Below are 24,138 nucleotides of genomic sequence, written 5' to 3'. Positions count from 1 at the left end.
GTTGCCGGGTGGCACTGAGATGGTGATGCCGGGTGATAACACCGAGATGACGGTGGAGTTGATCCAGCCCATCGCGTTGGATGAGGGTCAGCGGTTTGCCATCCGTGAGGGTGGCCGCACCGTTGGGGCCGGCCGGGTCACCAAGATCCTCGAGTAGTTGGTTTCGGTTGTCGTGGCTCCGGTCGGGGTCGGTGGCACTCGGCGCTCCAGCAAGGGCTTTTGAGCTTCCGCGCCTTGAGCACCACCGCCCCCTCCCTCCGCCACGACAACCTCTTCGCTAGACCGCACACGAAGACCGAACCGGGCTTGAAGAGAGAAGTAGGAAATGGCTGAACAGAAGATCAGGATTCGCCTCAAGGCGTATGACCACGAGGTCATCGACCGGTCGGCGCGCAAGATCGTCGACACGGTCGAGCGCACGGGTGCCCGCATCACGGGCCCGGTGCCGTTGCCGACCGAGAAGAACGTGATCTGCGTCATCAAGAGCCCGCACAAGTACAAGGACAGCCGCGAGCACTTCGAGATGCGCACCCACAAGCGGCTGATCGACATCCACGAGCCGACCCAGAAGACGGTGGACAGCCTCATGCGGCTGGACCTGCCCGCTGGTGTCGACATCGAGATCAAGCTCTAAGCGATCTCACCTGAAGGACGAGACTTCCAATGAGTCACGCAAACAGCACCAAGGCGATCCTTGGCACGAAGTTGGGGATGACCCAGGTCTTCGACGACGACGGACGCGTTGTCCCCGTCACCGTCGTGAAGGCCGGTCCCTGCCCCGTCGTGCAGGTTCGCACACCCGACCGGGACGGCTACGCAGCTGTCCAGCTGGGCTTCGGCGCCACCAAGAAGGTGAACAAGCCGCTGGCCGGGCACTTCGCCAAGGCCGGCGTCGAACCGACCCGGCGGCTGATGGAGGTCACGCTTGCGGGGGAGCACGAGCCCGGCGACATCGTCACCGTCTCGCAGTTCTCCACCGGCGAGTACGTCGATGTGACCGGCAAGAGCAAGGGCAAGGGCTTCACCGGTGTCATGAAGCGGCACGGCTTCTCCGGCCTCGGTGCCGGCCACGGGGTGCACAAGGTCCACCGTGCTCCCGGTGCCATCGGCGCCTGCGCCACCCCCGCCCGCGTCTTCCCCGGCATGCGGATGGCCGGTCGACACGGCAATGCCCGTGTCACCGTGCAGAGCCTGCTGTTGGCCGGCGTGGACGCCGAGCGCAACCTGCTGCTGATCCGCGGTGCCGTCCCCGGGTCCAACGGCTCGATGGTCCTGGTCCAGAACGCCGCGAAGAAGCCGGACAGCGCCGTGATCCGTGAAGGAGCTGACGCCTGATGCCAAGCGTTGACGTATACGACAGCACCGGTTCCACGTCCGGAACCGTCGACCTGAGCGATGACCTCTTCGGCATCGAGCCGAACGTCGCCGTCATGCACCAGGTCGTCACCGCGCAGCTCGCTGCCGGCCGGCGTGGCACCTCCAAGGTCAAGAGCCGAGGAGAGGTCCGCGGTGGTGGCCGCAAGCCATGGCGCCAGAAGGGCACCGGTCGTGCCCGGCAGGGCTCGATCCGCGCGGTCCAGTGGGCTGGTGGTGGGGTGGCCCACGGTCCCTCCGGCGAGCAGAACTACACCAAGCGGGTCAACAAGAAGCTGAAGCGGCTGGCCCTTCGATCAGCGCTCTCGGACCGGACGGCCTCCGGTGACCTGCGGGTCATCGACGGGTTCTCGTTCGACGAGCCCAAGACCGCCACCGCCGTCAGGTTGCTGGCCGACCTCGACCTCAGCGACCGAAAGGTGCTGCTGGTCCTGGCGCGGTTCGACGCCAACGTCATCAAGAGCTTCCGCAACCTCCAGACCGTCCACATGCTCACCGTCGACCAGCTGAACACCTACGACGTGTTGGCCAGTGATGTCGTCGTCATCGAGTCCGACGCGATCGAACTGATCGGCACCGGCCGGCGCGCGGACACCGTCGAGAGCACCTCGACCGCCGACACCGACACCGACACCAGCGCCGACACCGACACCAGCGCCGACACCGACACCAGCGAAGGAGCTGAAGCCTGATGCGGTTCGCACGAGACGTCATCATCGCCCCGGTCGTCAGCGAGAAGAGCTACGGCCTGATGGACGAGGGCAAGTACACCTTCGTGGTCCACCCCTCGTCCAACAAGACCGAGATCAAGAAGGCCGTCGAGGAGATCTTCGGCGTCAAGGTCCGCAACGTGAACACCATGGTCCGCAAGGGCAAGGCGAAGCGCTTCGGACTCACGATGGGCCAGCGCAAGGACACCAAGCGCGCCATCGTCACCCTCGCCGACGGCGAGGAAATCGACATCTTCGCAGGAGGGCTGTAAGTATGGGCGTTCGCCGCTACAAGCCAACGACGCCGGCCCGGCGTGGCATGAGCGTGTCCGACTTCGACACGGTCACCACCGACAAGCCGCTGAAGTCCCTCACCGGACCCAAGCCGAAGCAGGCCGGCCGGAACGTTCACGGGCGCATCACCACCCGCCACCGCGGTGGTGGCCACAAGCAGAAGTACCGCGTCATCGACTTCCGCCGGAACAAGGACGGCGTACCGGCCAAGGTCGCCGAGATCGAGTACGACCCCAACCGGTCCGCTCGCATCGCCCGGCTCCACTACCTGGACGGCGAGAAGCGCTACATCCTGGCGCCCCGCAACCTCCAGGTCGGTGACCTGGTCGAGTCCGGTCCCGAAGCCGACATCCGGCCCGGCAACGCCCTGCCGCTGGTCAACATCCCGGTCGGTACCTCCATCCACGCCGTCGAGATGCGGCCTGGTGGCGGTGCCAAGCTGGGTCGCTCGGCCGGCGTCAGCGTCCAGCTGCTCGCCAAGGAGGGCGAGACCGCAGCCCTGCGCCTTCCCTCCGGCGAGATCCGGCTGGTCCGCAACGACTGCCGCGCCACCATCGGCCAGGTCGGCAATGCCGAGCACGACCTCATCGAGGTCGGCAAGGCCGGTCGCAGCCGCTGGAAGGGCAAGCGCCCCAGCGTCCGCGGTGTCGTCATGAACCCCGTCGACCACCCCCACGGTGGTGGCGAGGGCCGGACCTCCGGTGGACGCCACCCCACCAACCACAAGGGCAAGCCCGAGGGCAAGACCCGCAAGCCCCAGGCCTCCGACAAGATGATCCTCCGTCGTCGCGGCAAGCGTCGCCGCTAGGGGAGAAGGAACACCCATGCCACGCAGCCTTCGCAAAGGCCCCTTCACCGACCACCACCTTGCTCGCAAGGTGGAGAAGCTGAATGAGGCCGGTCAGAAGCGGGTCATCAAGACCTGGTCCCGCCGCTCGGAGATCTCTCCGGACATGGTGGGTCACACCATCGCCGTCCACGACGGCCAGAAGCACGTCCCCGTCTTCATCAGCGAATCCATGGTCGGGCACAAGCTCGGCGAGTTCGCCCCGACCCGCGCCATCAAGTGGCGTGGGGCTGGTGAGAAGCAAGCCACAAAGGGCAAGCGATAATGCGCATCTCATCCCCCGACCAAGCACGTGCCGTGTCGCGGCACGTCCGGGTGTCCCCGTACAAGGCGCGCCAGGTGGCCACCGGCCTGCGCGGCATGAGCGTCGAGGCAGCCCAGCGCCGCCTCGAGTTCACCGAGAAGAACGCCGCGACGCCGGTGCTCAAGACGCTGAACTCCGCGATCGCCAACGCCGAGAACAACCAGGACCTCGACGCCGACGACCTCTTCGTCCTCGAGTGCAAGGTCGACGAGGGGCCGACCCTCAAGCGGTTCCAGCCTCGCGCGATGGGTCGTGCCTACCGCATCCGCAAGCGCACCTGCCACATCACCATCACCGTCGGCCTGCCGCCGCGTGATGTCACCACCACTGACATGACCACATCCGACAGCGCCGCCGACGTCACTGCTGACCCCTCCGCAGACAACGCCGACGACGAACCATCGACTCCCGTCACCGCGGCGACGGAGGAGAGCTAACCCATGGGCCAGAAGATCCACCCCTACGGCTTCCGCCTGGGCATCATCAAGGACCACAAGTCCAAGTGGTATGCCTCGAAGAAGGACTACGCGGCCTACGTGGAGGAAGACCACAAGATCCGCATCTACATCAAGGAGCGGGTCCGCCACGCCGGCATCAGCCGCGTGGACATCGAGCGCACCCGCGATCGGGTGACCGTCGACGTGCGCGCCGCACGACCGGGCATCGTCATCGGTCGTCGCGGCACCGAGGCCGACGCGATCCGCGAGGAGCTGCAGAAGCTGACCGGCAAGCAGATCAAGTTGAACATCAACGAGGTCAAGAACGCCGAGCTCGACGCACAGGTGACCGCCCACAACGTCGCCGAGCAGCTGAAGGGCCGCGTGTCCTTCCGCCGAGCCATGAAGCGCGCAACCCAGAACGCCATGAAGGCCGGTGCCAAGGGCGTCCGGGTCCAGTGCTCGGGTCGCCTCGGTGGCTCGGAGATGAGCCGGACCGAGTGGTACCGCGAAGGTCAGGTCCCGCTGCACACGCTCCGTGCCAACATCGATTACGGCTTCGACGAGGCCCGGACGACCTACGGCCGCATCGGCGTCAAGGTCTGGATCTACACCGGTCTGGTCCTGCCGCAGGGCGAGGACCGCGAAGAGCGCCTGGCCCGCGCCCGCGCTCGTCGTGAGCGTGAGCGCATCGAGGCCGAGGCCCGCGCCGCCCAGGCCGCAGCCCAGCAGGCGGCTGCCGAGCAGGTCTCGGCCCAGGTCGCCCAGCAGATGGCCGCAGCCGAGGAGCAGGCCCCCGACGGCACCACGCCGGCCGGTCCCGATCCGACGACGCCACCGACGATCGAGCTGCCGACGGACCAGTCGTTCGCCGACGTCCCCCAGGCCGGCCCCGAGAACGAGGAGGCGGCCACGCCGGCTCCGATGCCGCAGCAGGCGACGGCCGACGCACCGCTCGAGGGGACGACACCGCCGACCACCGAAGGCGCCGTCGACCACTCCGGTGAGGGCAAGGCGGTCGACACCGCCAGCACCGACGAGTGGTCCGACGCCCTGGACGAGGACTGAGAGGACGCAGATGCTTTCCCCGAAGCGAGTCAAGTACCGCAAGCCGCACCGCGGCCGCAAGCGCGGCCTGGCCAAGGGTGGATCCGACGTCACGTTCGGCGACTACGGCATCCAGGCCCTCTCGGCCGGATGGGTCACTGCACGCCAGATCGAAGCCGCCCGAATCGCCATGACGCGATACATGAAGCGTGGCGGAAAGGTGTGGATCAACATCTTCCCCCACAAGGCCTACACCAAGAAGCCCGCCGAGACCCGCATGGGCTCCGGCAAGGGTGCTCCCGAGGGCTGGGTCGCCGTGGTCAAGCCCGGCCGGGTCATGTTCGAGATCTCCGGTGTCGATGAGGAGATCGCCCGTGAGGCGATCCGACTGGCCGGCAACAAGCTGCCCGTCAAGTGGCGCTTCGTCGTCCGGGATGGAGGGTGAGAACCGTGATTGCAGAAGAACTCCGCGAACTGTCCGACAGCGAGCTCGACGAGAAGCTCGAGGAGTACAAGTCCGACCTGTTCAACCTTCGGTTCGAACTGGCCACCGGACAGCTGGACAACTACAAGCGCCTCAAGATGACTCGCCGCGACATCGCCCGCGTCATGACGGTGCAGCGCGAGCGTGAACTGCGCGCCGCAAGTGAGGAAGACGCATGAGCAACGAAGACACCACCACCGAGCCGGGGTCGATGACCGACGGGTCGGAACGGGGCGCCCGGAAGATCCGTGACGGCATCGTCGTGTCCGACAAGATGGACAAGACCGTCGTCGTCCAGGTCGAGCGGCGCGTGAAGCACCCGAGGTACCACAAGACGGTGACCAAGTCGAAGCGCTACAAGGCGCACGACGAGAACAACGACGCCGGCGTGGGCGACCGCGTCCGGATCGTCGAGACCCGGCCGCTGTCGAAGAACAAGTACTTCCGGCTGGACACCATCCTCGAACGCGCGAAGTAGCCCACGGGGCACGCGCCCACCCAAAGACCACAGGAAAGTTGAAGTCCGATGATCCAACAGGAATCACGCCTCCGTGTCGCCGACAACTCCGGCGCACGTGAAGTGCTGTGCATCCGCGTGCTCGGCGGCTCCGGTCGTCGGTACGCCGGTGTCGGCGACGTGATCGTCTGCACCGTCAAGCACGCCATTCCCCAGGCAGGTGTCAAGAAGGGGGACGTGGTGAAGGCCGTCGTGGTCCGGACCCGCAAGGAGCGTCGTCGCAAGGACGGCAGCTACATCCGCTTCGACGACAACGCCTGCGTCCTCATCGACGCCAACAACAACCCGCGCGGGACACGCATCTTCGGGCCGGTCGGTCGCGAGCTTCGCGACAACCGGTTCATGCGGATCGTGTCCTTGGCGCCGGAGGTGATCTAACGCTCATGCAGCGTGTGAAGAAGGACGACCAGGTCGTCGTCATCAGCGGCAAGGACAAGGGCAAGACCGGCCGCGTCGTCAACGTCTACCCCAAGGCCGACAAGGTCATGGTCGAGGGCGTCAACATCGCGACGCGTCACCGCCAGATCTCCATGACCTCGCGAGGTGCTCGCGAGGGTGGCATCGAGCACGTGGAGGTGCCCGTGCACCTCTCGAACGTCATGCCGGTCTGTCCGAAGTGCGACGAGCCGACCCGGGTCGGCGTCCGCTTCGTCGACGGCGAGAAGATGCGGTTCTGCCGCAAGTGCGATTCGGAGTTCAGCTGATGGCCGAAGATTCACAGACCGACGACGTGACCGAGATCAAGACCACCACGGAGACCACCGCCGACGGCGAGACGGTCCAGTACCGGCCGCGCCTGAAGGCGCTGTACAACGATGTCCTCCGCGACGAGCTGAAGGACCAGCTGTCCATCGACAACGTGATGGACGTCCCACGACTGACCAAGATCGTCGTGAACGTGGGCGTCGGCGAGGCCGTCGGTGACTCCAAGGTCGTCGAGAAGGTCATGACCGATCTGGCCACCATCACCGGCCAGAAGCCGCAGATCCGGCGCGCCAAGAAGTCCATCGCCACGTTCAAGCTGCGGGAGGGCATGCCCGTCGGTGCCCGGGTCACCCTGCGCAACGAGCGCATGTGGGACTTCCTCGACCGCCTGCTGACCTTGGCCATCCCCCGCATCCGCGACTTCCGCGGACTGCCGGAGAAGCTGGACGGCGGCGGCAACTACACCCTCGGCATCACCGAGCAGCTGATCTTCCCCGAGATCGACTACGACTCCATCGATGCCATCCGCGGCATGGACATCACGTTCGTGACCACAGCCACCAACGACGAGCACGGCCGTGCGCTGCTGGAGGCGTTCGGCTTCCCCTTCCGCCGGCCCGAAGGCGCCCCTGCTCCCGAGGCCATGCAGCGACTCGTCGCCGCAACCGCCGACGTCAGCTAGAGCGCCCCTTCCCCGAACTCCACACCAAACCACGACTGGGCAGTGGCGGGCAGGTCCCGCTAATCCCAAGGAGAAGCACCCGACATGAGCATGACCGACCCGGTCGCCGACATGTTGACCAGGATCCGTAACGCGAACATGACGCACACGGAACTGATCGAGATGCCGTCGAGCAAGCTGAAGGCGTCGATCGCCGAGATCCTCAAGCAAGAGGGCTACATCCGCGACTTCGTCGTCGAGCCGACCACCCCCCAGGCCACCTTGCGCCTGGCGCTGAAGTACACCAAGGAGCGCGATCGCGTCCTCACCGGGATCCGCCGCATCTCCAAGCCGGGCCTGCGGGTGTACGCCAAGTCCGACAACCTGCCCCGCGTGCTCGGCGGCCTGGGCATCGCCATCGTCTCCACCTCGAAGGGGCTGGTGACCGACCGTGACGCCCGCAAGGCTGGCGTCGGCGGTGAGGTCCTGGCCTACGTCTGGTAGGAACCACCATGAGTCGTATCGGAAAAGAACCAGTCGAGATCCCCAGCGGTGTCGATGTGTCGCTCGCGGGCGACACGATCACCGTGAAGGGTCCTAAGGGCACGCTGACCCAGGCAAGCCACGACCGCGTCAACATCGCGGTCGAATCTGGCCAGGTCGTCGTCACCCGGCCTGATGAGGAGCGGGACGCCCGTGCCCTCCACGGTCTGTACCGCAGCCTGATCGCCAACATGGTGACCGGGGTCACCGAGGGCTACTCGAAGACCCTCGACATCGTCGGCGTCGGGTACCGCGCTGCCATGCAGGGCAAGGGCCTGAAGCTGCAACTCGGCTTCAGCCACGACGTCATCATCGACGCGATCGACGGCATCGAGTTCAGCGTGCCGTCGCAGAACCAGGTCGTGGTGTCCGGTGCCAACAAGCAGCAGGTCGGCCAGGTGGCCGCCAACATCCGCAAGCTGCGGCCGCCGGAGCCCTACAAGGGCAAGGGCGTCAAGTACGCCGACGAACAGATCCTTCGTAAGGCTGGAAAGGCGGCAGGGTAGGAATCATGGCAAAGACTGATGCACGCCGGAGCGGACGAAACCGCCGTCACTACCGCCTGCGCAAGCGCGTGGCCGGTGACGCGAGCCGTCCTCGCCTGGCCGTCTACCGCTCCAACACCCACATCTACGCCCAGGTCATCGACGACCGCGCCGGCACCACGCTGGCCTCCGCCTCCTCCGCCGAGGGGTCGTTCGCTCCCGACGGTGACGGCAAGGTCGGCGCGGCCAAGGCGGTCGGCCAACTGGTTGCCGAACGCGCCAAGGAAGCCGGCGTCTCGCAGGTCGTGTTCGACCGCGGCGGGAACCGCTATCAGGGCCGGGTCCAGGCCCTCGCCGATGCCGCCCGCGAGGCCGGGCTGGACTTCTAGACGCGCCGCCCAGCGGCGCGACACTCCCAAAAGGACTGACACGTTATGGCTTACAACCCCCCAAACAACCCACGCGGTGGCCGCGACGGCGGCCGCGGTCGTGGCGGTCGCGGCGGTCGCGGTGGACGCGATCAGGACCGCAGCCCCTACGAGGAGAAGGTCGTCGCCATCAACCGCGTCGCCAAGGTGGTCAAGGGTGGCCGCCGGTTCTCCTTCACGGCGCTCGTCGTGGTCGGTGACGGCAAGGGCAACGTCGGTGTTGGCTACGGCAAGGCCAAGGAAGTGCCTGCCGCCATCCAGAAGGGTGTCGAGATCGGCAAGAAGAACCTCTTCGCCGTCCCGATGATCCAGAAGACCATCACCCACGAGGTCCTCGGCATCCACGGCGCCGGTCGTGTCGTGCTGAAGCCGGCCGCACCCGGTACCGGCGTCATCGCCGGGGGCCCGGTGCGCGCTGTGCTCGAGGCAGCTGGCATCACCGACGTGTTGGCCAAGTCCCTCGGCACGCCGAACGCGATCAACGTGGTCCACGCGACCGTGGCCGGCCTGCAGTCCCTCAAGCGTCCCCAGGACGTCGCCAAGATGCGCGACCTGGAGATGGAGGACTTCATGCCGCCGAAGATGTTCGAGAACCTGACGGGCAAGAAGCCGTCCTACGTCACGGCAGCAGCCGCGCAGGAGCGCGACGACGACACCGACGCCAGCAGCGGTGCCGGGACGCCCGACGGCGTTCCGACCGTGGTTGCGGGCACCGGGGCAGGTGAAGGCTGATGGCTCTGCAAGTCACCCAGGTCAAGTCCGCCAACGGCGCCAAGCGCAACCAGCTGGCGACGCTGGCCACGCTCGGGCTTCGTCGCATCCGTCACACCGTCGTCGTGCCCGACCGGCCGGAGTTCCGCGGCATGGTCGCCACCGTGAACCACCTGGTTGCGGTCGCCGAGGTCGACGACGACACCACAGTCGCACCAACAGCCAGCCGTGCCCTGACCCCCGCCGACGCCGGTGAGCCCGGCGTCGTGGGCGACGAGGGCGGCGCGTCCGCCGCAGCCGAGGAACTGCTCGAGGAGCAGGACCTGATCGGCGAGGGCGTCGACAACCCGAGCGACGTGGTCCAGAACCCGCGTCAGGCGATCCCTGACGACATGGTCGTGAAGGCGCCGACGGGCAACGAGTTGGATCCCGACGACGTCGACCCCGACCTCACACCCGCCGAGCCCTTCGAAGCCGGCGAGGAGGAGTAGCACCTCATGAAGCTCAACGAACTGAAGCCCGCACCGGGCTCGACCAAGCGCAAGACCCGCAAGGGTCGTGGTGAGGCGGCAGGCAAGGGCAAGACCGCCGGCCGCGGGACCAAGGGGACGGGCGCACGCAAGAACGTGCCGCTCGGCTTCGAGGGTGGCCAGATGCCGCTGCAGCGACGGCTGCCGAAGCTGCCCGGGTTCAACTCGCGCAACCGCGTCGAGCACACCGCCGTGAACGTCTCCGCCCTCGAGGAGGTCTTCGACGCCGGCGATGAGGTCACCCCGGAGCTGATGGCGGAGGCCGGCCTGATCCGGTCGGCCACCACCCCGGTGAAGATCCTCGGCGACGGCGAGATCACCATCGCGCTGACCGTGACGGCGAACTCGTTCTCGAAGTCGGCCGAAGCCAAGATCACCGAGGCTGGCGGTTCGGTGCAGACGGTTGGCGCATAAGGCGCCTCACGTCGTCATCAACCGTGTCAGCATGGGACGGTGTGCGCCTCCGGCAGCCCGGATGAGCACACCCGACGCCCCCGGCTAGGAGCCCTGCATGTTCCGCGCGTTCGCGAATGCCTTCAAGATCCCCGACCTCCGGGGCAAGATCCTGTTCACGCTCGGGATCATCGCCGTGTACCGGCTGGGCTCCGTGGTCCCGATCCCCGGGATCGACTACGGGGTCCTGCAGAACATCCTCGAGCAGGCCGAAGCTGGCGGTGTCGCCCAGCTGCTCAACCTTTTCAGCGGCGGTGCCCTCACCCAGCTCGCCGTCTTCGCGCTGGGCATCATGCCCTACATCACCGCCAGCATCATCATGCAGTTGCTGGCCGTGGTCATCCCGAAGCTCGAGGAGTGGCAGAAGGAAGGCGCCACCGGCACGGCCAAGATCACCCAGATCACCCGCTACGTCACCGTCGTGCTCGCGGTGCTCCAGTCGACCGGGCTGATCGTGCTCATCGAGTCCGGCCAACTGTTCGGTGGTCAGATCCCCACCACGGGGCTGATCCCGAACGACGGGTTGCCGATCCGGGCCCTCATGATCCTGACCCTCACCGCGGGTACGGCGTTCATCATGTGGCTGGGTGAGCTGATCACGCAGCGCGGCATCGGCAACGGCATGTCGCTGATCATCTTCGCGGCGATCATCGCCGCGCTGCCCGGCCAGTTCACCGCGATCTACCAGCAGAACCAGGTGCTGTTCGCCGTGTTCCTGGTCGTCGGGTTGATCCTGATCGTCGGCGTGGTCTACGTCGAGCAGGGGCAGCGGCGAATACCCGTCCAGTACGCCAAGCGCCAGGTGGGGCGCCGCCAGTACGGCGGCCAGCAGACCTACATCCCGCTGAAGGTCAACCAGGCTGGTGTGATTCCGATCATCTTCGCAAGCTCCTTGCTCTACCTGCCATCGCTGGCCGGGTCGATCATCGACAACGACCGGGTCACCCAGTTCATCAACACCTACTTCTCGACGGGGGCGCACCCCGTCTACATCCTGACCTACCTGGCGATGACGATCTTCTTCGCCTACTTCTACACCGCCATCACGTTCAACCCGATCGACGTGGCGGACAACATGAAGAAGTTCGGCGGGTTCATCCCGGGCATCCGGCCGGGGCGGCCGACCGCCGAGTACCTGGACCGGATCCTCACCCGGATCACCCTGCCGGGGTCGATCTACCTGGGCGCGTTGGCCGTGCTGCCGCTGGTGGTGCTGAGTGTGGGGAACATCCAGTTCCCGCTGGGCGGGGCAACGCTGCTGATCGTCGTCGGCGTGGGCCTCGAGACCATGAAGCAGTTGGAGAGCCAGTTGATGCAACGGCACTACGAGGGCTTCATCCGCCAGTAGGGCCGCGGGCTAGACTCTCGACTTCCCAGACGCCATCACGAAGGGAACGACGACGTGCGACTCATCCTCCTGGGCCCACCCGGAGCCGGAAAGGGCACCCAGTCGGAGGCGATCTCGGCGACGTTCGGGATCCCCCACATCTCGACCGGCGACATCTTCCGCGCCAACGTGGCTGGCGAGACGCCGCTCGGCAAGGAGGCCCAGGGGTACATGTCGCGGGGGGAGTTGGTGCCTGACGAGCTCGTGAACCGCATGGTCGCCGATCGTCTGCGGCAGGATGATGCCGAGACGGGGTTCCTGCTCGACGGGTATCCCCGCACGGTCGGTCAGGCCTTCACCCTGGCCGGGATGGTTGCGATGCTGGACGCCTCGATCGACGCGGTCCTGCACTTCAAGGTGGACCTCGAGGAGCTCGAGTCCCGCATCGCCAAGCGCCAGGAGGAGGAGGGCCGGGACGACGACTCCGCCGAGGTGTTCGAGCGCCGCATGCGTGAGTACCGCGATCAGACCACCGACCTCATCCCGCACTACGCCGGCATCGGCCTGCTGGTGGACATCGACGCCGTCGGGACCATCGAGGAGGTCCGGGAGCGAGTGCTGGCCGCCTGCAGGGAGGCGGCCGACGAGTAGTCGGGTCACCGAACGCGTCCAGCAGGGGCCGGGCTAGCCTGGTCGCATGATCATCCGGAAGTCCCCCGCCGAGCTCGAGATCATGGCCCGGTCGGGCAAGATCATCGCCGACATGCACGAACTCGTGGCCGAAGCGGTCAAGCCGGGCGTGTCGACGGGCGAGCTGGACCGTCTGGCCGAGGACTACATCCGGGCCCAGAACGCCGTGCCCGCCTTCCTCGGCTACGGCGGGGACGGCTCGCGGATCCCGTTCCCGGGAACCCTGTGCGCCTCGGTGAACGACGAGATCGTCCACGGGATCCCCTCACGGGAGCGGATCCTCGAGGAGGGGGATCTGTTCAAGGTGGACGCCGGGTGTGTGCTCGAGGGGTACTACTCCGACTCGGCCTGCACCTGGATGGTCGGCGGGGAGGACGCGGTCCCGCCTGAGGTCGCCGAACTCGTCCGCGTGACCCGCGAGGGGCTGTGGGCGGGTCTGGTCGAGGCGAAGGTCAAGCGCCGCATCGGCGACATCTCGAGCGCCGTCCAGCGGGTGGGGGAGCGGTTCGGCTACGGCATCGTGCAGGAGTACGTGGGCCACGGGGTCGGCCGCTCGCTGCACGAGGACCCGCAGGTCCCCAACCACGGACGAGCCGGACGGGGCCCGAAGATGGCTGCCGGTCTGGTCCTGGCCGTGGAGCCCATGTTCAACCTCGGCACCGAGGACACCGTGACCCTCGAGGACGAGTGGACCGTGGTGACCGCTGACGGCGGCCTCTCCGCGCACTGGGAGCACACCGTCGCCATCACCCCGGACGGCCCATGGGTCCTGACAGCGCGCAGCGACGAGACCGCCCACCCGCTGCAGGAGCCCTCGAAGATCCCGGTGGCCCTGGCTGCGGTGTAGGCCACGTCAGGGTCCGCAGGTTCACGAACCGAGGCCAACGGGGCCTAGTCCAGGAGATCCACCGCCGCGTCACAGGCGGCCTCGGAGGCCGCGCAGATCACCGTGATCTCCCGATCGGCAGCGCCGGCCAGCACCTGCTCCGTTGCATCCGGCAAGGTGTCTCCGTTGGCCAGCACGATCGGGGCGTCGAACAGGGCAGCTGATCTGGCGGCCACGAAGCCAGCCGCCCAGCCCGTGTCCGTCTGACCCTCGATGAGGATGATGGTCGTCGGTGCGCGGGTCTCGAAGCCCCGAGCGATCGACACCGCTGCCGCCGTGTCGAAGCGCGTTGCGCCGGCGACGCGCCCGGGAGCGGCGCCCGTGACCGCCTCGACCTCGTCGGCGACCGCTGCGGTGAGGGCGTCGGTGCCGCCGATCAAGACCGTGTCCGCAGCATCCTCGAGAGCATCTGCAGTTGTGGTCGAGAGGCGGTCGGACTCGGTCAGCAGCACGGGAGCAGCGTCAGCCGCCGCCCACCCGCCGGCGGCCAGCGCGTCGGCGAACGCCTGGGTGGCATCAGTCGTTCCGGCGTAGGCCCTGGTGATCAGCGGGTCGACCTCGTCGTCGCCGACCTCGGCAGCGACCGCAACCGCCGTCTCCAGCCGGGTTGGACCGGCAGACCGCTCGACCGCAAAGCCGGCAGCCTCGACCGCGGCCTGGACGTCGGCCGACACGGCGTCGACGCCACCGAGGATCCGTACGGTCGCCGGGCCCAGGCGGTTCAGCTCGGCGAGGACGACGTCGGGGAGCTCGTCGGGGTCGGTGAGCAGCAGGGGACTGTCTCCCTGCAGGGGGCCCGACGCCAGCGCGTCGGCGAACACCTCGGCCGAGGCCAGCAGCACCTCATCGACGTCCGAACCGTCACCGTCGGGGCCCGCGCCGACCCGCAGAGGGGTGGAGTCCGTCTCGGTGTCGGTGTCCGTCCACGTGTCGGTACCGGAGTCGGTCAACATCGAGAAGGCCACGGACAGCTCCGCGTGGTTGGTTCCGTCGCCCGGCTCGATGCGGATGACCTCCACCGCGTCCTCTCCGCCCGATCCATCTGGACCGGCAGTGGGCTCCAGTTCGTCCTGATCAGCCAGGAAGGACGCGATCCAGGCCATCGGGGCGTTCCAGTTGATGGTCAGCTCGTTGGTCGACCACGACTGGATGTCGTCCACGTAGCACTGCTGCGGCGGGCAGTCTGCGGCCGGGTAGAGCGAGGAGATCACCGGATCCCAGGTCTCCGAGGTGGAGTTGGGGCCACCGGAGATGACACCGGGCGGTGGGTTCGGCGAGCTGCCGACCAGCTGATCGGCCCACCACCGCGAGTGCTGGTTGACCGACGTGAAACCCTCGGCCCCGTACCCCGTCAGGTACGACCACCCCAGCGCGTTGCGGCCCAGCAGGTAGTCCATGCTCTCGGCCACAGCTGCTCGCAGTTGCTCGTCACCGCTCAGATCGAAGCCGGTCGCCATCACGATCTGGGTGTTGAGCACCGCGCTGTTGGAGCCCCACACGAAGTCCCCGTCCTCATCACCCGGGTAGGCCTGGCCGAACGGCTGGGCCGCCTGGTCGTCCGCGTAGGCGCCGGCCGCCATGACCACGGACTCGACGATCTCGTCGTGGTCAGGGATGTCGCTGTCGACGGTCGCCAGATCCATCCGTGCCAGAGCAGCGACGTCACCCCAGGCGAACCCGCCCGACACGAACGGGTCCTCGGCACCGTTCAGGTGGAACGGGCTCTCCTCGACCGCAGTCAGGTACGCCGACGCGCCGGTGGTCAGGTACAGCTCAGCCGCTGCCCAGTAGAACTCATCGGTGACGTCGTCATCGTCGTAGGGACCACCCCCGTCCTGGCCGTCCGCGGCCGTGGCGTAGAGATCCGGCACGCGGTTGGCGGCCGCCCAGGCCGTCTCGGCGGCTGCGAGCAGCTCGGCTGCGAAGTCGGGGTCGTAGGGCTCGAACAGTCGCGCGCCCTGCGCGGCAGCCGCTGCCAGGTTCAACGTGGCTGCGGTCGAGGGCCGGTGCAGCGAGCGGACCTGCGGGTCGTCGACGGGTGCCAGCGGCAGCCCCGTCCAGCCCTCATCGTGCACCTTGTGGTGGACCAGCCCGGACAGGTCCACGGCCTGATCGCCCACCATGAAGTCGGGGGTGCCGGCCGGCACCTGCATCCGCAGTAGGAACTCCAGTTGCCAGCGCGCCTCATCCAGGACATCCGGCACGCCGTTGTCCTGCTCTGGAATGGCCAGCGTTCCATCAGCCAGGGCATCCGCCTCCGTGTCGGCCGTCAGCGTCCGCTCGTGGATGCTGAGGACCTGGGCGACGGAGATGCCGCCGTTGACGACGTACTTGCCGTGGTCGCCTGCGTCGTACCAGCCGCCGATGACGTCCAGTCGGTACGCATCCGGGCAGGTCCAGAACCCCTCGTCGTAGACCGGCTGCCCGCCCTGGGTCTGGTTGTCGATCGACTGGCAGCCCACGTCGTAGTCGCCCGTGTTCGCCGTCTCGCTGGAGGGGCGCGCTGCGGGGTCCCGGTCGGGATCACCATCAGGGAGTGCCGAGCCGAGGTGACCGGCGGCGCGGCTGTAGGAGTCCCCGCCGATGTCGGTTGGCGCCAGCTCATCGGTGTCGGTGATCTCGATGCCGCTGCGCGTTGGGTAGTAGTAGTCGAGCGCGTCGGTGCGGAGTTGGTCGTACACGTCGGCAACACCGATCGCGAAGGGGTGGCTGGTCTCGCCGTCGGCGGTCAGCGTGAACCCCTCGCCGGTCTCGGAGACGTCGGAGAAGTCGATGGTGTGCACGGCCAGTCCGGCAGTCGGGTCCGTCCCCTCCGGCGTGGTCTGGCCGGAGGCGACGACCTCGTCGTCCGCGCCAGCCAGCTCCCAGGCGATCGGCCCGCTGGCATCGGTCACGACGGTCGCGTTCTTCGGCCCCTCGGCGAAGTAGCCCACCTGGTTGACCCGGACACGCGGGCCGGTCTCGGGCTGGTAGGCGATCGGCTCCGCACCACCGAGCAGCTCGACGTCGTCGACGCAGACCACGTAGGCCTCGACGTTGTCCTGCGGCTGCTGGACGATAGCCGCCAGGACGGGGTCCTGGTCCTCGGCTGCGGTGAAGGTGAAGGAGAACGCCTGTGGAGTGGTGCTGAGCTGCCCCGCGATGGCCTGCTCGGGCAGGTACTGGGTGAACGGGTCGACGTTCAGTTGGACGACCGTCCGGATCGCGTCCGGAACGCCGCCGCCCGCCAGCTTGGCCGTGAAGTTCAGCTCGTAGGTCTCACCGGCCTCCATGGCGACGTTCTGTCCGATCAGCGTCGCGTAGGCGCCAGCTCCTGCCGCAACGTCGATGCAGCCGAACCCGTCGGCGTCGATGAACGGCGCAGGGAAGGCCTCCCACCCGTTCAGGCCGTCGTCGAACCCGCCGTTGGTGATCTGATTCACCGGCTGGGCCTCGGCAGCCGGTTGTGGCATGACGGCGACGAGCAGCACCAGGGCGAGCAGCGCGACGGCGGTCCGGTAGGTGGCGATGAGGGGACGAGGGGACACGGAAGGCTCCTCCGTTCGGCGATGGGCTCGCAAGGCCGGAGCGATGTTGAGAGCGCTCTCAAGACCTTGTGCGACGGAGCATCCCCCACCCCGAGGGACTTGTCAATCCCCCGGGGGTTTACGTCCCGGGGGATTCGTCAGCGGCCCTCGACGGTGGAGAACGCCTTCTTGAAGCTCACCCGGTTGCTGAAGCTCAGCAGTCCACCGGCGTAGACCCGGGCAGCAAGTCGGATGAGCAGCCCCACGGTCAGCAGGGTCACGAGAATCGAACCGGCGTACTCGATCGCCGTGATCTCCGAGAACGCCACCCGGACAGGAACGACGAACGGCGAGATGAAGGGGACGAACGTGGTGATCTGGGCCACCAGCCCCGACGGGGAATCGAGGACGTTCAGTGACACGATGAACCCGACGATCACCACCATCGTGATGGGGAACGACACCGACTGGGCGTCCTCCATGCGGCTGACCAGCGAGCCGACCATCGCGTACAGCACCGAGTAGACGGCGTAGCCGAGGACGAACCAGACGAGCAGCGCGACCGCCGAGTCGACCGGGATGGCGGGCAACGGGAGCGAGTCGGTCACCCGGAGCAGCAACAGACCCCAGCCGACGGTCAACGCGAACTGCGCCAACCCGAGCAGCCCGATCCCGAGCACCTTGCCGGTCAGCAGGTGCCACGGCTTCACCGCGGCGAGCAGGACCTCGACGATCCGGCTGGCCTTCTCCTCCGCGATGCCCTGCAGGGTCCAGTTGCCGTACAGCAGGATCGCCATGTACAGCAGGAACATGCCGACGTAGGCGATGAGGCTGCGGGCCGCCTCCTCGTCGGCGTTGGACTCACCGATCAGGGAGCTGACCGGCAGCGGCTGACCGGACAGGGCGCCGGCGACGGTGGCTGGATCGGCGGAGCTGCCGGCCAGATCCCCCTCCAACTCCACGATGGCTGCTGCACGCTGCACGTCGTCCTGGGCGTCCGAGCCGCCGAAGCCGGTGCTGCCCTCACGCAGCACCTCCGACCCGTCGATCAGGACGAACTCGACCTCGCCGGCCTCGAGCCCGGCGACGGCCTCGTCCCGCGAGCGGTACTCCGTGACCTCCAGCGAGAAGCCGTCCTCTCCCGCGTTCTCGGCCGCGATGGTCTCGGTGACCTCGAAGATCGCCTGGTTGCCCTCACCGAGGGACCCCAGTTCGTAGACCGTCTCACCACCCCCGAGCAGGGTCGGCACCACGACGATGCCGGTGACGATCACCAGCGTGAGCCCCGCGGAGAGCAGATAGGCCTTGGTCCGGCCGCGCTCGATCAGCTCGCGGACCGTGATCAGCTTGACGATGTCGAAGGAGCTCATGCGGTTACCTCGCTCGGGGCAGCACTGGTGGTGGAGACGGGGGAGTCGTCTGACACGGCCTCGCGGAACAGGTCGGTCAGGGACGGGGTCGTGAAGACGAAGTGCGAGGATCCGGCGCTGGTGTCGACCGACCGCAGCAACTGCTGGATGTCGATGTCGTCGCGGACCTTCAGGACGTGATGGCGTCCGTTGAACGAAGACTCGAGCACACCGTCGAGCTGTCCCAGGACCTCCGCCTGCGTGCCGGTCAGGTCCAGCTCAACTCGCCGGTAGGGGGCCTGGTCCTTCAGGTCCTGCACCTCGCCGGTCCGGCGGATGGACCCCTCGTGGATGATCGCGACGTCCTCGCAGAGCTCCTCGACCACCTCCAACTGGTGTGAGCTGAAGACCACGGCCGTCCCGGCCGCGGACCGCTCCCGGAGCACCGACGCCATCGTGTCGGCGCCCAGCGGGTCCAGCCCGTTGAAGGGCTCGTCCAGCACGAGCAGCTCCGGATCGTGGATCAACGCGGCGGCCAACTGGACCCGCTGCTGATTGCCCTGCGAGAGGTCCTCGACGGGGTCACCCATCCGTTCCTCGAGGCCCAGCTTCGTCAACCACATCTCCGACGCAGCAGTGGCCTGAGCCTTCGTCATGCCGTGCAGACGGCCCAGGTAGGCCAGCTGGTCACCTGCCCGCATCTTCGGGTACAGGCCTCGTTCCTCGGGCATGTATCCGAACCGGGCCAAGTCCGCCTCGCCGACCGGCGTGCCGTTCCAGCGGACCTCACCCGAGTCAGGCGTGAGCAGGCCGAAGATCGCCCGCATGGTGGTGGTCTTCCCGGCGCCATTGCGCCCCAGGAAGCCCAGCATGCGGCCGGGACGAACCGTGAAGGAACACCCGTCGAGGGCGGTGATGTCCCCGTAGCGCTTGTGGAGGTTGTCGATCTCGAGCACAGCTGACTCTCCGTTCGTCGGGCTGAGGTGATGAGTGCACCGTATGGAGCGGTCGCTGACCTGTCCTCCCTCCCCGGGGTGATTCGGAACCTCCGCCTGACGACGGAGTGACCGCAACCGGCGGTGGACTAGCCTGCTGTGCGTGAGCGACCACGACGCGCCGCCGGTGCCGGAGGACGAACGACGTCCCGGTGTACCCGACCTGATCATCGTCGGGCTCATGCTGCTGTTCGGGTCGCTCAGCATCTTCCTGCACCAGACGAGCGAGGAGTCCGCCGACTTCGTCCCGCGGCTTCCGGCATGGGGCAACTACCTGTCCCTCGTCCTCCTCGTGATCCCGGTCGCGTTCAGGCGGATGGCGCCAGCAGCGATCTGCCTCGGCGTCGGCGTCGGATTCGCCGTCTTCCGGATCCTCGAGGTGCCCGAAGGGTTGGCGTCGTCGGTCGCCGTGTTCCTGGTCATCCACGCGGCCGGCGCGTACGTGGCGCAGGCACGGACGCGCAACCTGGTCCGCGCCGCGGCCTTGATTGCGGGAGCGGTCGCGTACGTGCGGTCGGTGGCAGCCGAGATCGAATTCGTCTCCGTCGACCTGGTGCTGGGCCTCAGCCTGGGCATCGGCATCAACATCGCCTTCTACGTGGCCGCGTGGCTGCTCGGCGATGGAACCCGTCGGCGTCGGGTCGACGCCGAGGAGTTGGCGCGGCGTGCCGCACTGCTCCAGGCCGAGCAGGCCAAGACCGCACAGCAGGCCGTGACGGAGGAACGGGTCAGGATCTCGCGCGAACTCCACGATGTCGTCGCACACCACGTCAGCGTCATGGGGATCCAGGCCGGTGCCGCCCGGCGGGTCATGGAGCGCAACCCAGGGATGGCGCAGGAGGCGTTGGAGCAGGTCGAGCGGTCCGGGCGCCAGGCGATCGACGAACTCCACCGCCTGGTCGGGTTCCTGCGCAGCAGCGGGGATTCGACCGGTGAGGTGGTCGATGCGCCGCAGCCGACGCTGGCGGGGCTCGAGGATCTGGTGGAGGCGGGCACCGCGGCAGGCCTGACCGTCGACCTGCGGCGCATCGGTCGGGTCGGATCCGTCCCGGACTCAGTCGAGCTGTCGGCCTTCCGGATCGTGCAGGAAGCGCTGACCAACGTGATGAAGCACGCCCCGGGGTCACGGGTCACGGTGGTCGTGTCGAGTCTTGCCGACGCCGTGCAGATCGAAGTGGTCAACGGCCCCTCCGATGGCACTGCCCCACCGCGCGCCCGAACAGCCGCCGGCGGCGGGCGTGGCGTGGTCGGCATGCGCGAGCGGGCGGTGCTGCTCGGCGGCTCCTTCACCGCCGGTCCCCACCGCGGTGGCTTCCGGGTCCGCGCTCGACTGCCGATCCCCGATGCCGACGCCGGTCGTCGTGCCCGCGTCGGCTCGAGCACCTCGGGTGCCCCGTGAGCGACCTCATCGAGGTGGTGCTGGTCGACGATCAGCAGTTGGTCCGCTCCGGCTTTCGGATGATCCTGGAGGCAGAGCCGGATATCACCATCACGGGTGAGGCTGAGAACGGCGAAGCGGGACTGGATCTGATCAGACGGGTCAACCCGCACGTGGTCCTGCTCGACATCGAGATGCCCCGGATGGACGGCATCGAGGTCACCGCCGCGCTCGGAGCACTGCCGGAGCCGCCGAGGGTGGTCGTGCTGACGACCTTCGAACGCGACGACTACGTCTTCCGGGCGCTGCGCAACGGCGCGAGTGGCTTCCTGCTGAAGAGTTCACCGCCGGAGCAGTTGGTCGAAGCCGTCCGGGTGGTCGCAGCCGGTGAGTCGCTGCTCGCGCCCTCGGTCACCCGACGGATGATCGAGGCGTTCGCCAGCGGCGAGGGGACTCCACCGACGCCGGATCCGGCCTTGGACCGGCTGACCGATCGGGAACGTGAGGTCCTGGCCCTGATGGCCCAGGGCTTGTCCAACACCGAGATCGCCGAGCGGCTCGTCGTCGGTGAGGCGACGGTCAAGACCCACGTGTCGAACACGCTGACCAAGCTCGGGGTTCGGGACCGGGTTCAGGCCGTGGTCTGGGCCTTCACCAACGGTGCGACGTAGGCGCACCCGCGCTACACTCCCCTGTCCCCGCCTTCTCGCGGGTCATTTCTGCTGTTCCCCGTCACGGCACGCATCAACGGGCGTCGTGCGTGGGCGCCGAGCAGCAGTGTAGACGAACGCCACATCCGAACGAACGAAAGCGCGCGCACCCGATGGCCAGAATTGCCGGAGTCGACCTGCCACGCCACAAGCGTGCAGCAATCGGCCTCACCTACATCTTCGGTGTTGGACGCACCCGCGCTGCGGAGGCCCTCGAGGCCTGCAACGTGAACCCGGACACCCGCGTCGGCGAGTTGTCCGACGGCGAGCTCCAGGCGCTGCGGACCTACATCGAGAACGAGTACCAGATCGAAGGTGACCTCCGTCGTGAGGTTGCCCAGAACATCAAGCGCAAGGTGGAGATCGGGTCCTACCAGGGCATCCGCCACCGTCGCGGGCTTCCCGTCCGCGGGCAGCGCACCCACACCAACGCCCGGACCCGCAAGGGCCCGAAGCGCACGGTCGCCGGCCGCAAGAAGGCCTAGGCAACCACCTCACAGGTCCCTGATCAGCCGGTCGGGTCAGGAACCGCACATGCACCGTCGACAGCTGTCGATGGATGAAGACCGGGGCGGATCACGTGACCGCGTGGTCCAACGGCTAACCAGGAGAACCAAGCCTCATGGCGCAGGGTAAGAAGGCCCGTCAACGCGGGAAGAAGAAGGAGCGTCGGACGATTCCGCACGGGATCGCCCACATCAGCTCGTCGTTCAACAACACGATCATCTCGATCACCGACATGCAGGGCAACGTGATCTCATGGGCCTCTGCCGGCAACGTCGGCTTCAAGGGCTCCCGCAAGTCCACGCCCTACGCCGCCCAGCAGGCAGCCGAGAAGGCGGCCCGCGTGGCCGTCGACACCTTCGGCATGCGCAAGGTCGACGTCCGGGTCAAGGGCCCGGGCTCCGGTCGTGAGACGGCGATCCGGTCGATGCAGGCCGCCGGGATGGAGGTCAGCGGCATCCGCGACGTCACCCCCATCCCGCACAACGGCTGCCGTCCCCCGAAGCGCCGCCGCGTCTGAGGCATCCCGCGGCCGACACGTCCCGCGGGCGTGTTGGTCTCCCCGCCGTTAGGCGGTCACCTGGTTTCAAGAAAGAAGGTCACCCACCATGGCCCGTTACACCGGACCAATCGCCAAGCAGTCGCGCCGTGAGCGCACTGTCCTGCACGCCAACGTCAAGTCGGCCCGTGCACTCGAGAAGCGCCCGTACCCGCCGGGTGAGCACGGCCGAGGCCGCATCAAGGAGAGCGAGTACCTCCTGCAGCTTCGCGAGAAGCAGAAGGCCCGCCGCATCTACGGCGTGCTCGAGCGGCAGTTCCGCAACTACTACGACCGCGCCAGCCGGTCCCAGGGCCTGACGGGTGAGAACCTGCTGGTCTTCCTGGAGACCCGGTTGGACAACGCGGTGTTCCGTGGAGGTCTGGCCCGCACCCGCCGTGAGGCGCGTCAGCTGGTCAACCACAAGCACTTCCGAGTCAACGGCCGCACGGTCAACATCCCCTCCTACGAGGTCAAGGCCGGCGACGTGATCACCGTCCGCGACCGCTCCCGCAACATCCAGCCGGTCATCGGTGCCCTCGAACTCATCGGCAACCGCAACCAGCCGGGCTGGGTGTCCCTCGACCAGGACAAGCGCCAGATCAGCATCCTCTCGACGCCCGGTCGTGAGCAGATCGACGTCCCCGTCCAGGAACAGCTCATCGTCGAGCTGTACTCCAAGTAAGTCCTCCCGCACCTCGGTGCGGACCCCACCCCACCCCCCCACATTCCCCAACGCCCCGGGAGGCGACCACCACCGTGTTGATCGTTCAGCGCCCCACGATCGTCGAAGATGTCCAAATCGAGGGCCTGCGCTCTCTGTTCACCATTGACCCCCTCGAGCCCGGCTTCGGCTACACGCTGGGCAACAGCCTGCGCCGCACCCTGCTCTCGAGCATCCCCGGCGCTGCCGTCACCAGCGTCCGCATCGAGGGTGTCCTCCACGAGTTCTCATCGGTCGAAGGCGTCAAGGAGGATGTCACCGACATCGTCCTCAACCTGAAGGACCTGGTCCTGCGCTGCCACTCCGACGAGCCCGTCGAGATCTTCCTGGGTGGTGAAGGCCCCGGTGAGATCACCGCCGACTTCATCACCGCCCCGAGCGAGGTCGAGATCCTCAACCGGGACCTGCACATCGCCACGCTGAACCGCAAGGGCCGCGTCGAGATGTACCTGACCGTCGAGCGCGGCCGCGGGTACGTGACGGCCGAGCGGAACAAGAAGCCCGACACCCCGATCGGTGTCATCCCCGTCGACTCGATCTACTCGCCGGTCACCCGTGTGACCTACCGGGTCGAGGCCACCCGTGTCGAGCAGATGACCAACTACGACAAGCTGGTGCTCGACGTCGAGACCAACGGCTCGGTCACCCCGGCTGAGGCGCTGTCCTCCGCCGGCGAGACCCTCAAGGACCTGTTCGACCTGTTCAGCGACTTCGAGGAGGGCGGTCCTGGCGGTCTCTCCATCGGCGCCGGCAACGTCGAGCCCGTCGGTCCGCTGTCCCCGAACCTGGCGCTGCCCATCGAGGACATGGACCTGTCCGTCCGGTCCTACAACTGCCTCAAGCGCGAGGGTGTCTCCACGGTGGGCGAGCTGGTCACCAAGACCGAGCAGGACCTGTTGGACATCCGCAACTTCGGCCAGAAGTCGATCGAAGAGGTCAAGCAGAAGCTGATCGACATGGGCCTCAGCCTGGCGGACTACGGCGGGTACGGCGGCTAGTCC

30 protein-coding genes and 3 pseudogenes are annotated in these 24,138 nt (G+C 67.5%); 30 read left to right on the top strand and 3 right to left on the bottom strand.

The window, feature by feature from the left end; all coding sequences use genetic code 11:
• From C1746_RS20670 to map, 24 genes and pseudogenes are all read left to right on the top strand, one after another.
• A partial coding sequence (locus C1746_RS20670; RefSeq protein ID WP_476702727.1) for an EF-Tu C-terminal domain-related protein occupies positions 1-157 on the top strand: 157 nt, incomplete at its 5' end.
• A gap of 168 nt (positions 158-325) precedes the next feature.
• Entirely contained in the window at positions 326-634 is a 309-nt protein-coding gene (rpsJ, locus tag C1746_RS20665) for a 30S ribosomal protein S10 (RefSeq protein WP_116716647.1), read from the top strand.
• Between the two features lie 29 nt (positions 635-663).
• On the top strand, positions 664-1,335 hold the full coding sequence (gene rplC, locus C1746_RS20660) for a 50S ribosomal protein L3 (RefSeq protein ID WP_116716646.1): 672 nt from the start codon (positions 664-666) through the stop codon (positions 1,333-1,335).
• Positions 1,335-2,066: a 50S ribosomal protein L4 gene (gene rplD / locus C1746_RS20655; protein ID WP_116716645.1), complete on the top strand. Its 732-nt coding sequence runs from the start codon at positions 1,335-1,337 to the stop codon at positions 2,064-2,066. The genes rplC and rplD overlap by 1 nt, the downstream gene beginning before the upstream one ends.
• Positions 2,066-2,356: a 50S ribosomal protein L23 gene (rplW, locus tag C1746_RS20650; protein WP_116716644.1), complete on the top strand. Its 291-nt coding sequence runs from the start codon at positions 2,066-2,068 to the stop codon at positions 2,354-2,356. Before rplD ends, rplW begins: the two co-directional genes overlap by 1 nt.
• A gap of 2 nt (positions 2,357-2,358) precedes the next feature.
• Positions 2,359-3,186, top strand: a complete 828-nt coding sequence (rplB, locus tag C1746_RS20645; RefSeq protein WP_116716643.1) for a 50S ribosomal protein L2 — start codon at positions 2,359-2,361, stop codon at positions 3,184-3,186.
• 16 nt (positions 3,187-3,202) lie between these two features.
• A complete protein-coding gene (gene rpsS, locus C1746_RS20640) occupies positions 3,203-3,490 on the top strand; it encodes a 30S ribosomal protein S19 (protein WP_116716642.1) in 288 nt (95 codons plus the stop codon).
• Positions 3,490-3,966 carry a 50S ribosomal protein L22 gene (gene rplV / locus C1746_RS20635; protein WP_116716641.1) on the top strand — a complete coding sequence of 159 codons (477 nt, stop codon included), beginning with the start codon at positions 3,490-3,492 and terminating at the stop codon, positions 3,964-3,966. Before rpsS ends, rplV begins: the two co-directional genes overlap by 1 nt.
• Positions 3,967-3,969: 3 nt before the next feature.
• A pseudogene (rpsC, locus tag C1746_RS23295) lies at positions 3,970-4,973 on the top strand (30S ribosomal protein S3).
• A 71-nt stretch (positions 4,974-5,044) separates the two neighbouring features.
• Entirely contained in the window at positions 5,045-5,458 is a 414-nt protein-coding gene (gene rplP, locus C1746_RS20625) for a 50S ribosomal protein L16 (RefSeq protein ID WP_116716639.1), read from the top strand.
• Positions 5,455-5,676, top strand: a complete 222-nt coding sequence (gene rpmC, locus C1746_RS20620; protein ID WP_414627973.1) for a 50S ribosomal protein L29 — start codon at positions 5,455-5,457, stop codon at positions 5,674-5,676. Before rplP ends, rpmC begins: the two co-directional genes overlap by 4 nt.
• Positions 5,673-5,975: a 30S ribosomal protein S17 gene (rpsQ, locus tag C1746_RS20615; RefSeq protein WP_116716638.1), complete on the top strand. Its 303-nt coding sequence runs from the start codon at positions 5,673-5,675 to the stop codon at positions 5,973-5,975. Before rpmC ends, rpsQ begins: the two co-directional genes overlap by 4 nt.
• Positions 5,976-6,023: 48 nt before the next feature.
• Positions 6,024-6,392, top strand: coding sequence for a 50S ribosomal protein L14 (gene rplN, locus C1746_RS20610; protein ID WP_116716637.1), 369 nt, complete (start codon positions 6,024-6,026; stop codon positions 6,390-6,392).
• 5 nt (positions 6,393-6,397) lie between these two features.
• Positions 6,398-6,718 (top strand): 50S ribosomal protein L24, encoded by a 321-nt coding sequence (gene rplX / locus C1746_RS20605; protein ID WP_116716636.1) that lies wholly within the window; start codon positions 6,398-6,400, stop codon positions 6,716-6,718.
• Positions 6,718-7,401 carry a 50S ribosomal protein L5 gene (gene rplE / locus C1746_RS20600; RefSeq protein WP_116716635.1) on the top strand — a complete coding sequence of 228 codons (684 nt, stop codon included), beginning with the start codon at positions 6,718-6,720 and terminating at the stop codon, positions 7,399-7,401. The genes rplX and rplE overlap by 1 nt, the downstream gene beginning before the upstream one ends.
• Before the next feature lie 84 nt (positions 7,402-7,485).
• A complete protein-coding gene (rpsH, locus tag C1746_RS20595; RefSeq protein WP_116716634.1) occupies positions 7,486-7,884 on the top strand; it encodes a 30S ribosomal protein S8 in 399 nt (132 codons plus the stop codon).
• A gap of 8 nt (positions 7,885-7,892) precedes the next feature.
• Complete coding sequence (gene rplF, locus C1746_RS20590; RefSeq protein ID WP_116716633.1) at positions 7,893-8,429, top strand: 50S ribosomal protein L6; 537 nt, start codon at positions 7,893-7,895, stop codon at positions 8,427-8,429.
• A 5-nt stretch (positions 8,430-8,434) separates the two neighbouring features.
• The gene (gene rplR / locus C1746_RS20585; protein WP_116716632.1) at positions 8,435-8,797 is read left to right on the top strand and encodes a 50S ribosomal protein L18; all 363 of its coding nucleotides are present in this window, start codon (positions 8,435-8,437) and stop codon (positions 8,795-8,797) included.
• A 45-nt stretch (positions 8,798-8,842) separates the two neighbouring features.
• A pseudogene (gene rpsE / locus C1746_RS22870) lies at positions 8,843-9,472 on the top strand (30S ribosomal protein S5); the annotation flags it as partial.
• 95 nt (positions 9,473-9,567) lie between these two features.
• Positions 9,568-9,744 (top strand): annotated as a pseudogene (gene rpmD, locus C1746_RS23290) (50S ribosomal protein L30); the annotation flags it as partial.
• A gap of 300 nt (positions 9,745-10,044) precedes the next feature.
• Positions 10,045-10,491 (top strand): 50S ribosomal protein L15, encoded by a 447-nt coding sequence (rplO, locus tag C1746_RS20570; RefSeq protein ID WP_116716629.1) that lies wholly within the window; start codon positions 10,045-10,047, stop codon positions 10,489-10,491.
• A 97-nt stretch (positions 10,492-10,588) separates the two neighbouring features.
• Positions 10,589-11,878: a preprotein translocase subunit SecY gene (gene secY, locus C1746_RS20565; RefSeq protein WP_116716628.1), complete on the top strand. Its 1,290-nt coding sequence runs from the start codon at positions 10,589-10,591 to the stop codon at positions 11,876-11,878.
• A gap of 54 nt (positions 11,879-11,932) precedes the next feature.
• Positions 11,933-12,508 (top strand): adenylate kinase, encoded by a 576-nt coding sequence (locus C1746_RS20560; protein ID WP_116716627.1) that lies wholly within the window; start codon positions 11,933-11,935, stop codon positions 12,506-12,508.
• Positions 12,509-12,554: 46 nt separating this feature from the next.
• Positions 12,555-13,394 (top strand): type I methionyl aminopeptidase, encoded by an 840-nt coding sequence (map, locus tag C1746_RS20555; RefSeq protein WP_116716626.1) that lies wholly within the window; start codon positions 12,555-12,557, stop codon positions 13,392-13,394.
• 44 nt (positions 13,395-13,438) lie between these two features.
• Here map and C1746_RS20550 read toward each other — a convergent pair whose 3' ends face one another.
• The 3 genes from C1746_RS20550 to C1746_RS20540 all read right to left on the bottom strand — a co-directional run bounded on the left by C1746_RS20550 (position 13,439) and on the right by C1746_RS20540 (position 19,244).
• Positions 13,439-16,960: a glycoside hydrolase family 9 protein gene (locus tag C1746_RS20550; RefSeq protein WP_116716625.1), complete on the bottom strand. Its 3,522-nt coding sequence runs from the start codon at positions 16,958-16,960 to the stop codon at positions 13,439-13,441.
• 137 nt (positions 16,961-17,097) lie between these two features.
• Positions 17,098-18,309, bottom strand: a complete 1,212-nt coding sequence (locus C1746_RS20545) for an ABC transporter permease (RefSeq protein ID WP_116716624.1) — start codon at positions 18,307-18,309, stop codon at positions 17,098-17,100.
• A complete protein-coding gene (locus tag C1746_RS20540) occupies positions 18,306-19,244 on the bottom strand; it encodes an ABC transporter ATP-binding protein (RefSeq protein WP_205712022.1) in 939 nt (312 codons plus the stop codon). The genes C1746_RS20545 and C1746_RS20540 overlap by 4 nt, the downstream gene beginning before the upstream one ends.
• 142 nt (positions 19,245-19,386) lie before the next feature.
• Here C1746_RS20540 and C1746_RS20535 point away from each other — a divergent pair, with 142 nt between their 5' ends.
• From C1746_RS20535 to C1746_RS20510, 6 genes are all read left to right on the top strand, one after another.
• Entirely contained in the window at positions 19,387-20,682 is a 1,296-nt protein-coding gene (locus C1746_RS20535; protein WP_162868026.1) for a sensor histidine kinase, read from the top strand.
• On the top strand, positions 20,679-21,332 hold the full coding sequence (locus C1746_RS20530) for a response regulator (protein ID WP_205712021.1): 654 nt from the start codon (positions 20,679-20,681) through the stop codon (positions 21,330-21,332). The genes C1746_RS20535 and C1746_RS20530 overlap by 4 nt, the downstream gene beginning before the upstream one ends.
• Positions 21,333-21,484: 152 nt before the next feature.
• On the top strand, positions 21,485-21,856 hold the full coding sequence (gene rpsM, locus C1746_RS20525; protein ID WP_116716621.1) for a 30S ribosomal protein S13: 372 nt from the start codon (positions 21,485-21,487) through the stop codon (positions 21,854-21,856).
• Positions 21,857-21,993: 137 nt separating this feature from the next.
• On the top strand, positions 21,994-22,395 hold the full coding sequence (gene rpsK / locus C1746_RS20520) for a 30S ribosomal protein S11 (protein ID WP_116716620.1): 402 nt from the start codon (positions 21,994-21,996) through the stop codon (positions 22,393-22,395).
• An 88-nt stretch (positions 22,396-22,483) separates the two neighbouring features.
• Entirely contained in the window at positions 22,484-23,098 is a 615-nt protein-coding gene (gene rpsD, locus C1746_RS20515; protein WP_116716619.1) for a 30S ribosomal protein S4, read from the top strand.
• 74 nt (positions 23,099-23,172) lie between these two features.
• Entirely contained in the window at positions 23,173-24,135 is a 963-nt protein-coding gene (locus C1746_RS20510; RefSeq protein WP_116716618.1) for a DNA-directed RNA polymerase subunit alpha, read from the top strand.
• Positions 24,136-24,138: the final 3 nt, after the last annotated feature.

It is taken from the genome of Euzebya tangerina, from assembly GCF_003074135.1.
GTDB lineage: Bacteria > Actinomycetota > Nitriliruptoria > Euzebyales > Euzebyaceae > Euzebya > Euzebya tangerina.
This window is presented reverse-complemented; position numbering and strand designations above follow the sequence as displayed.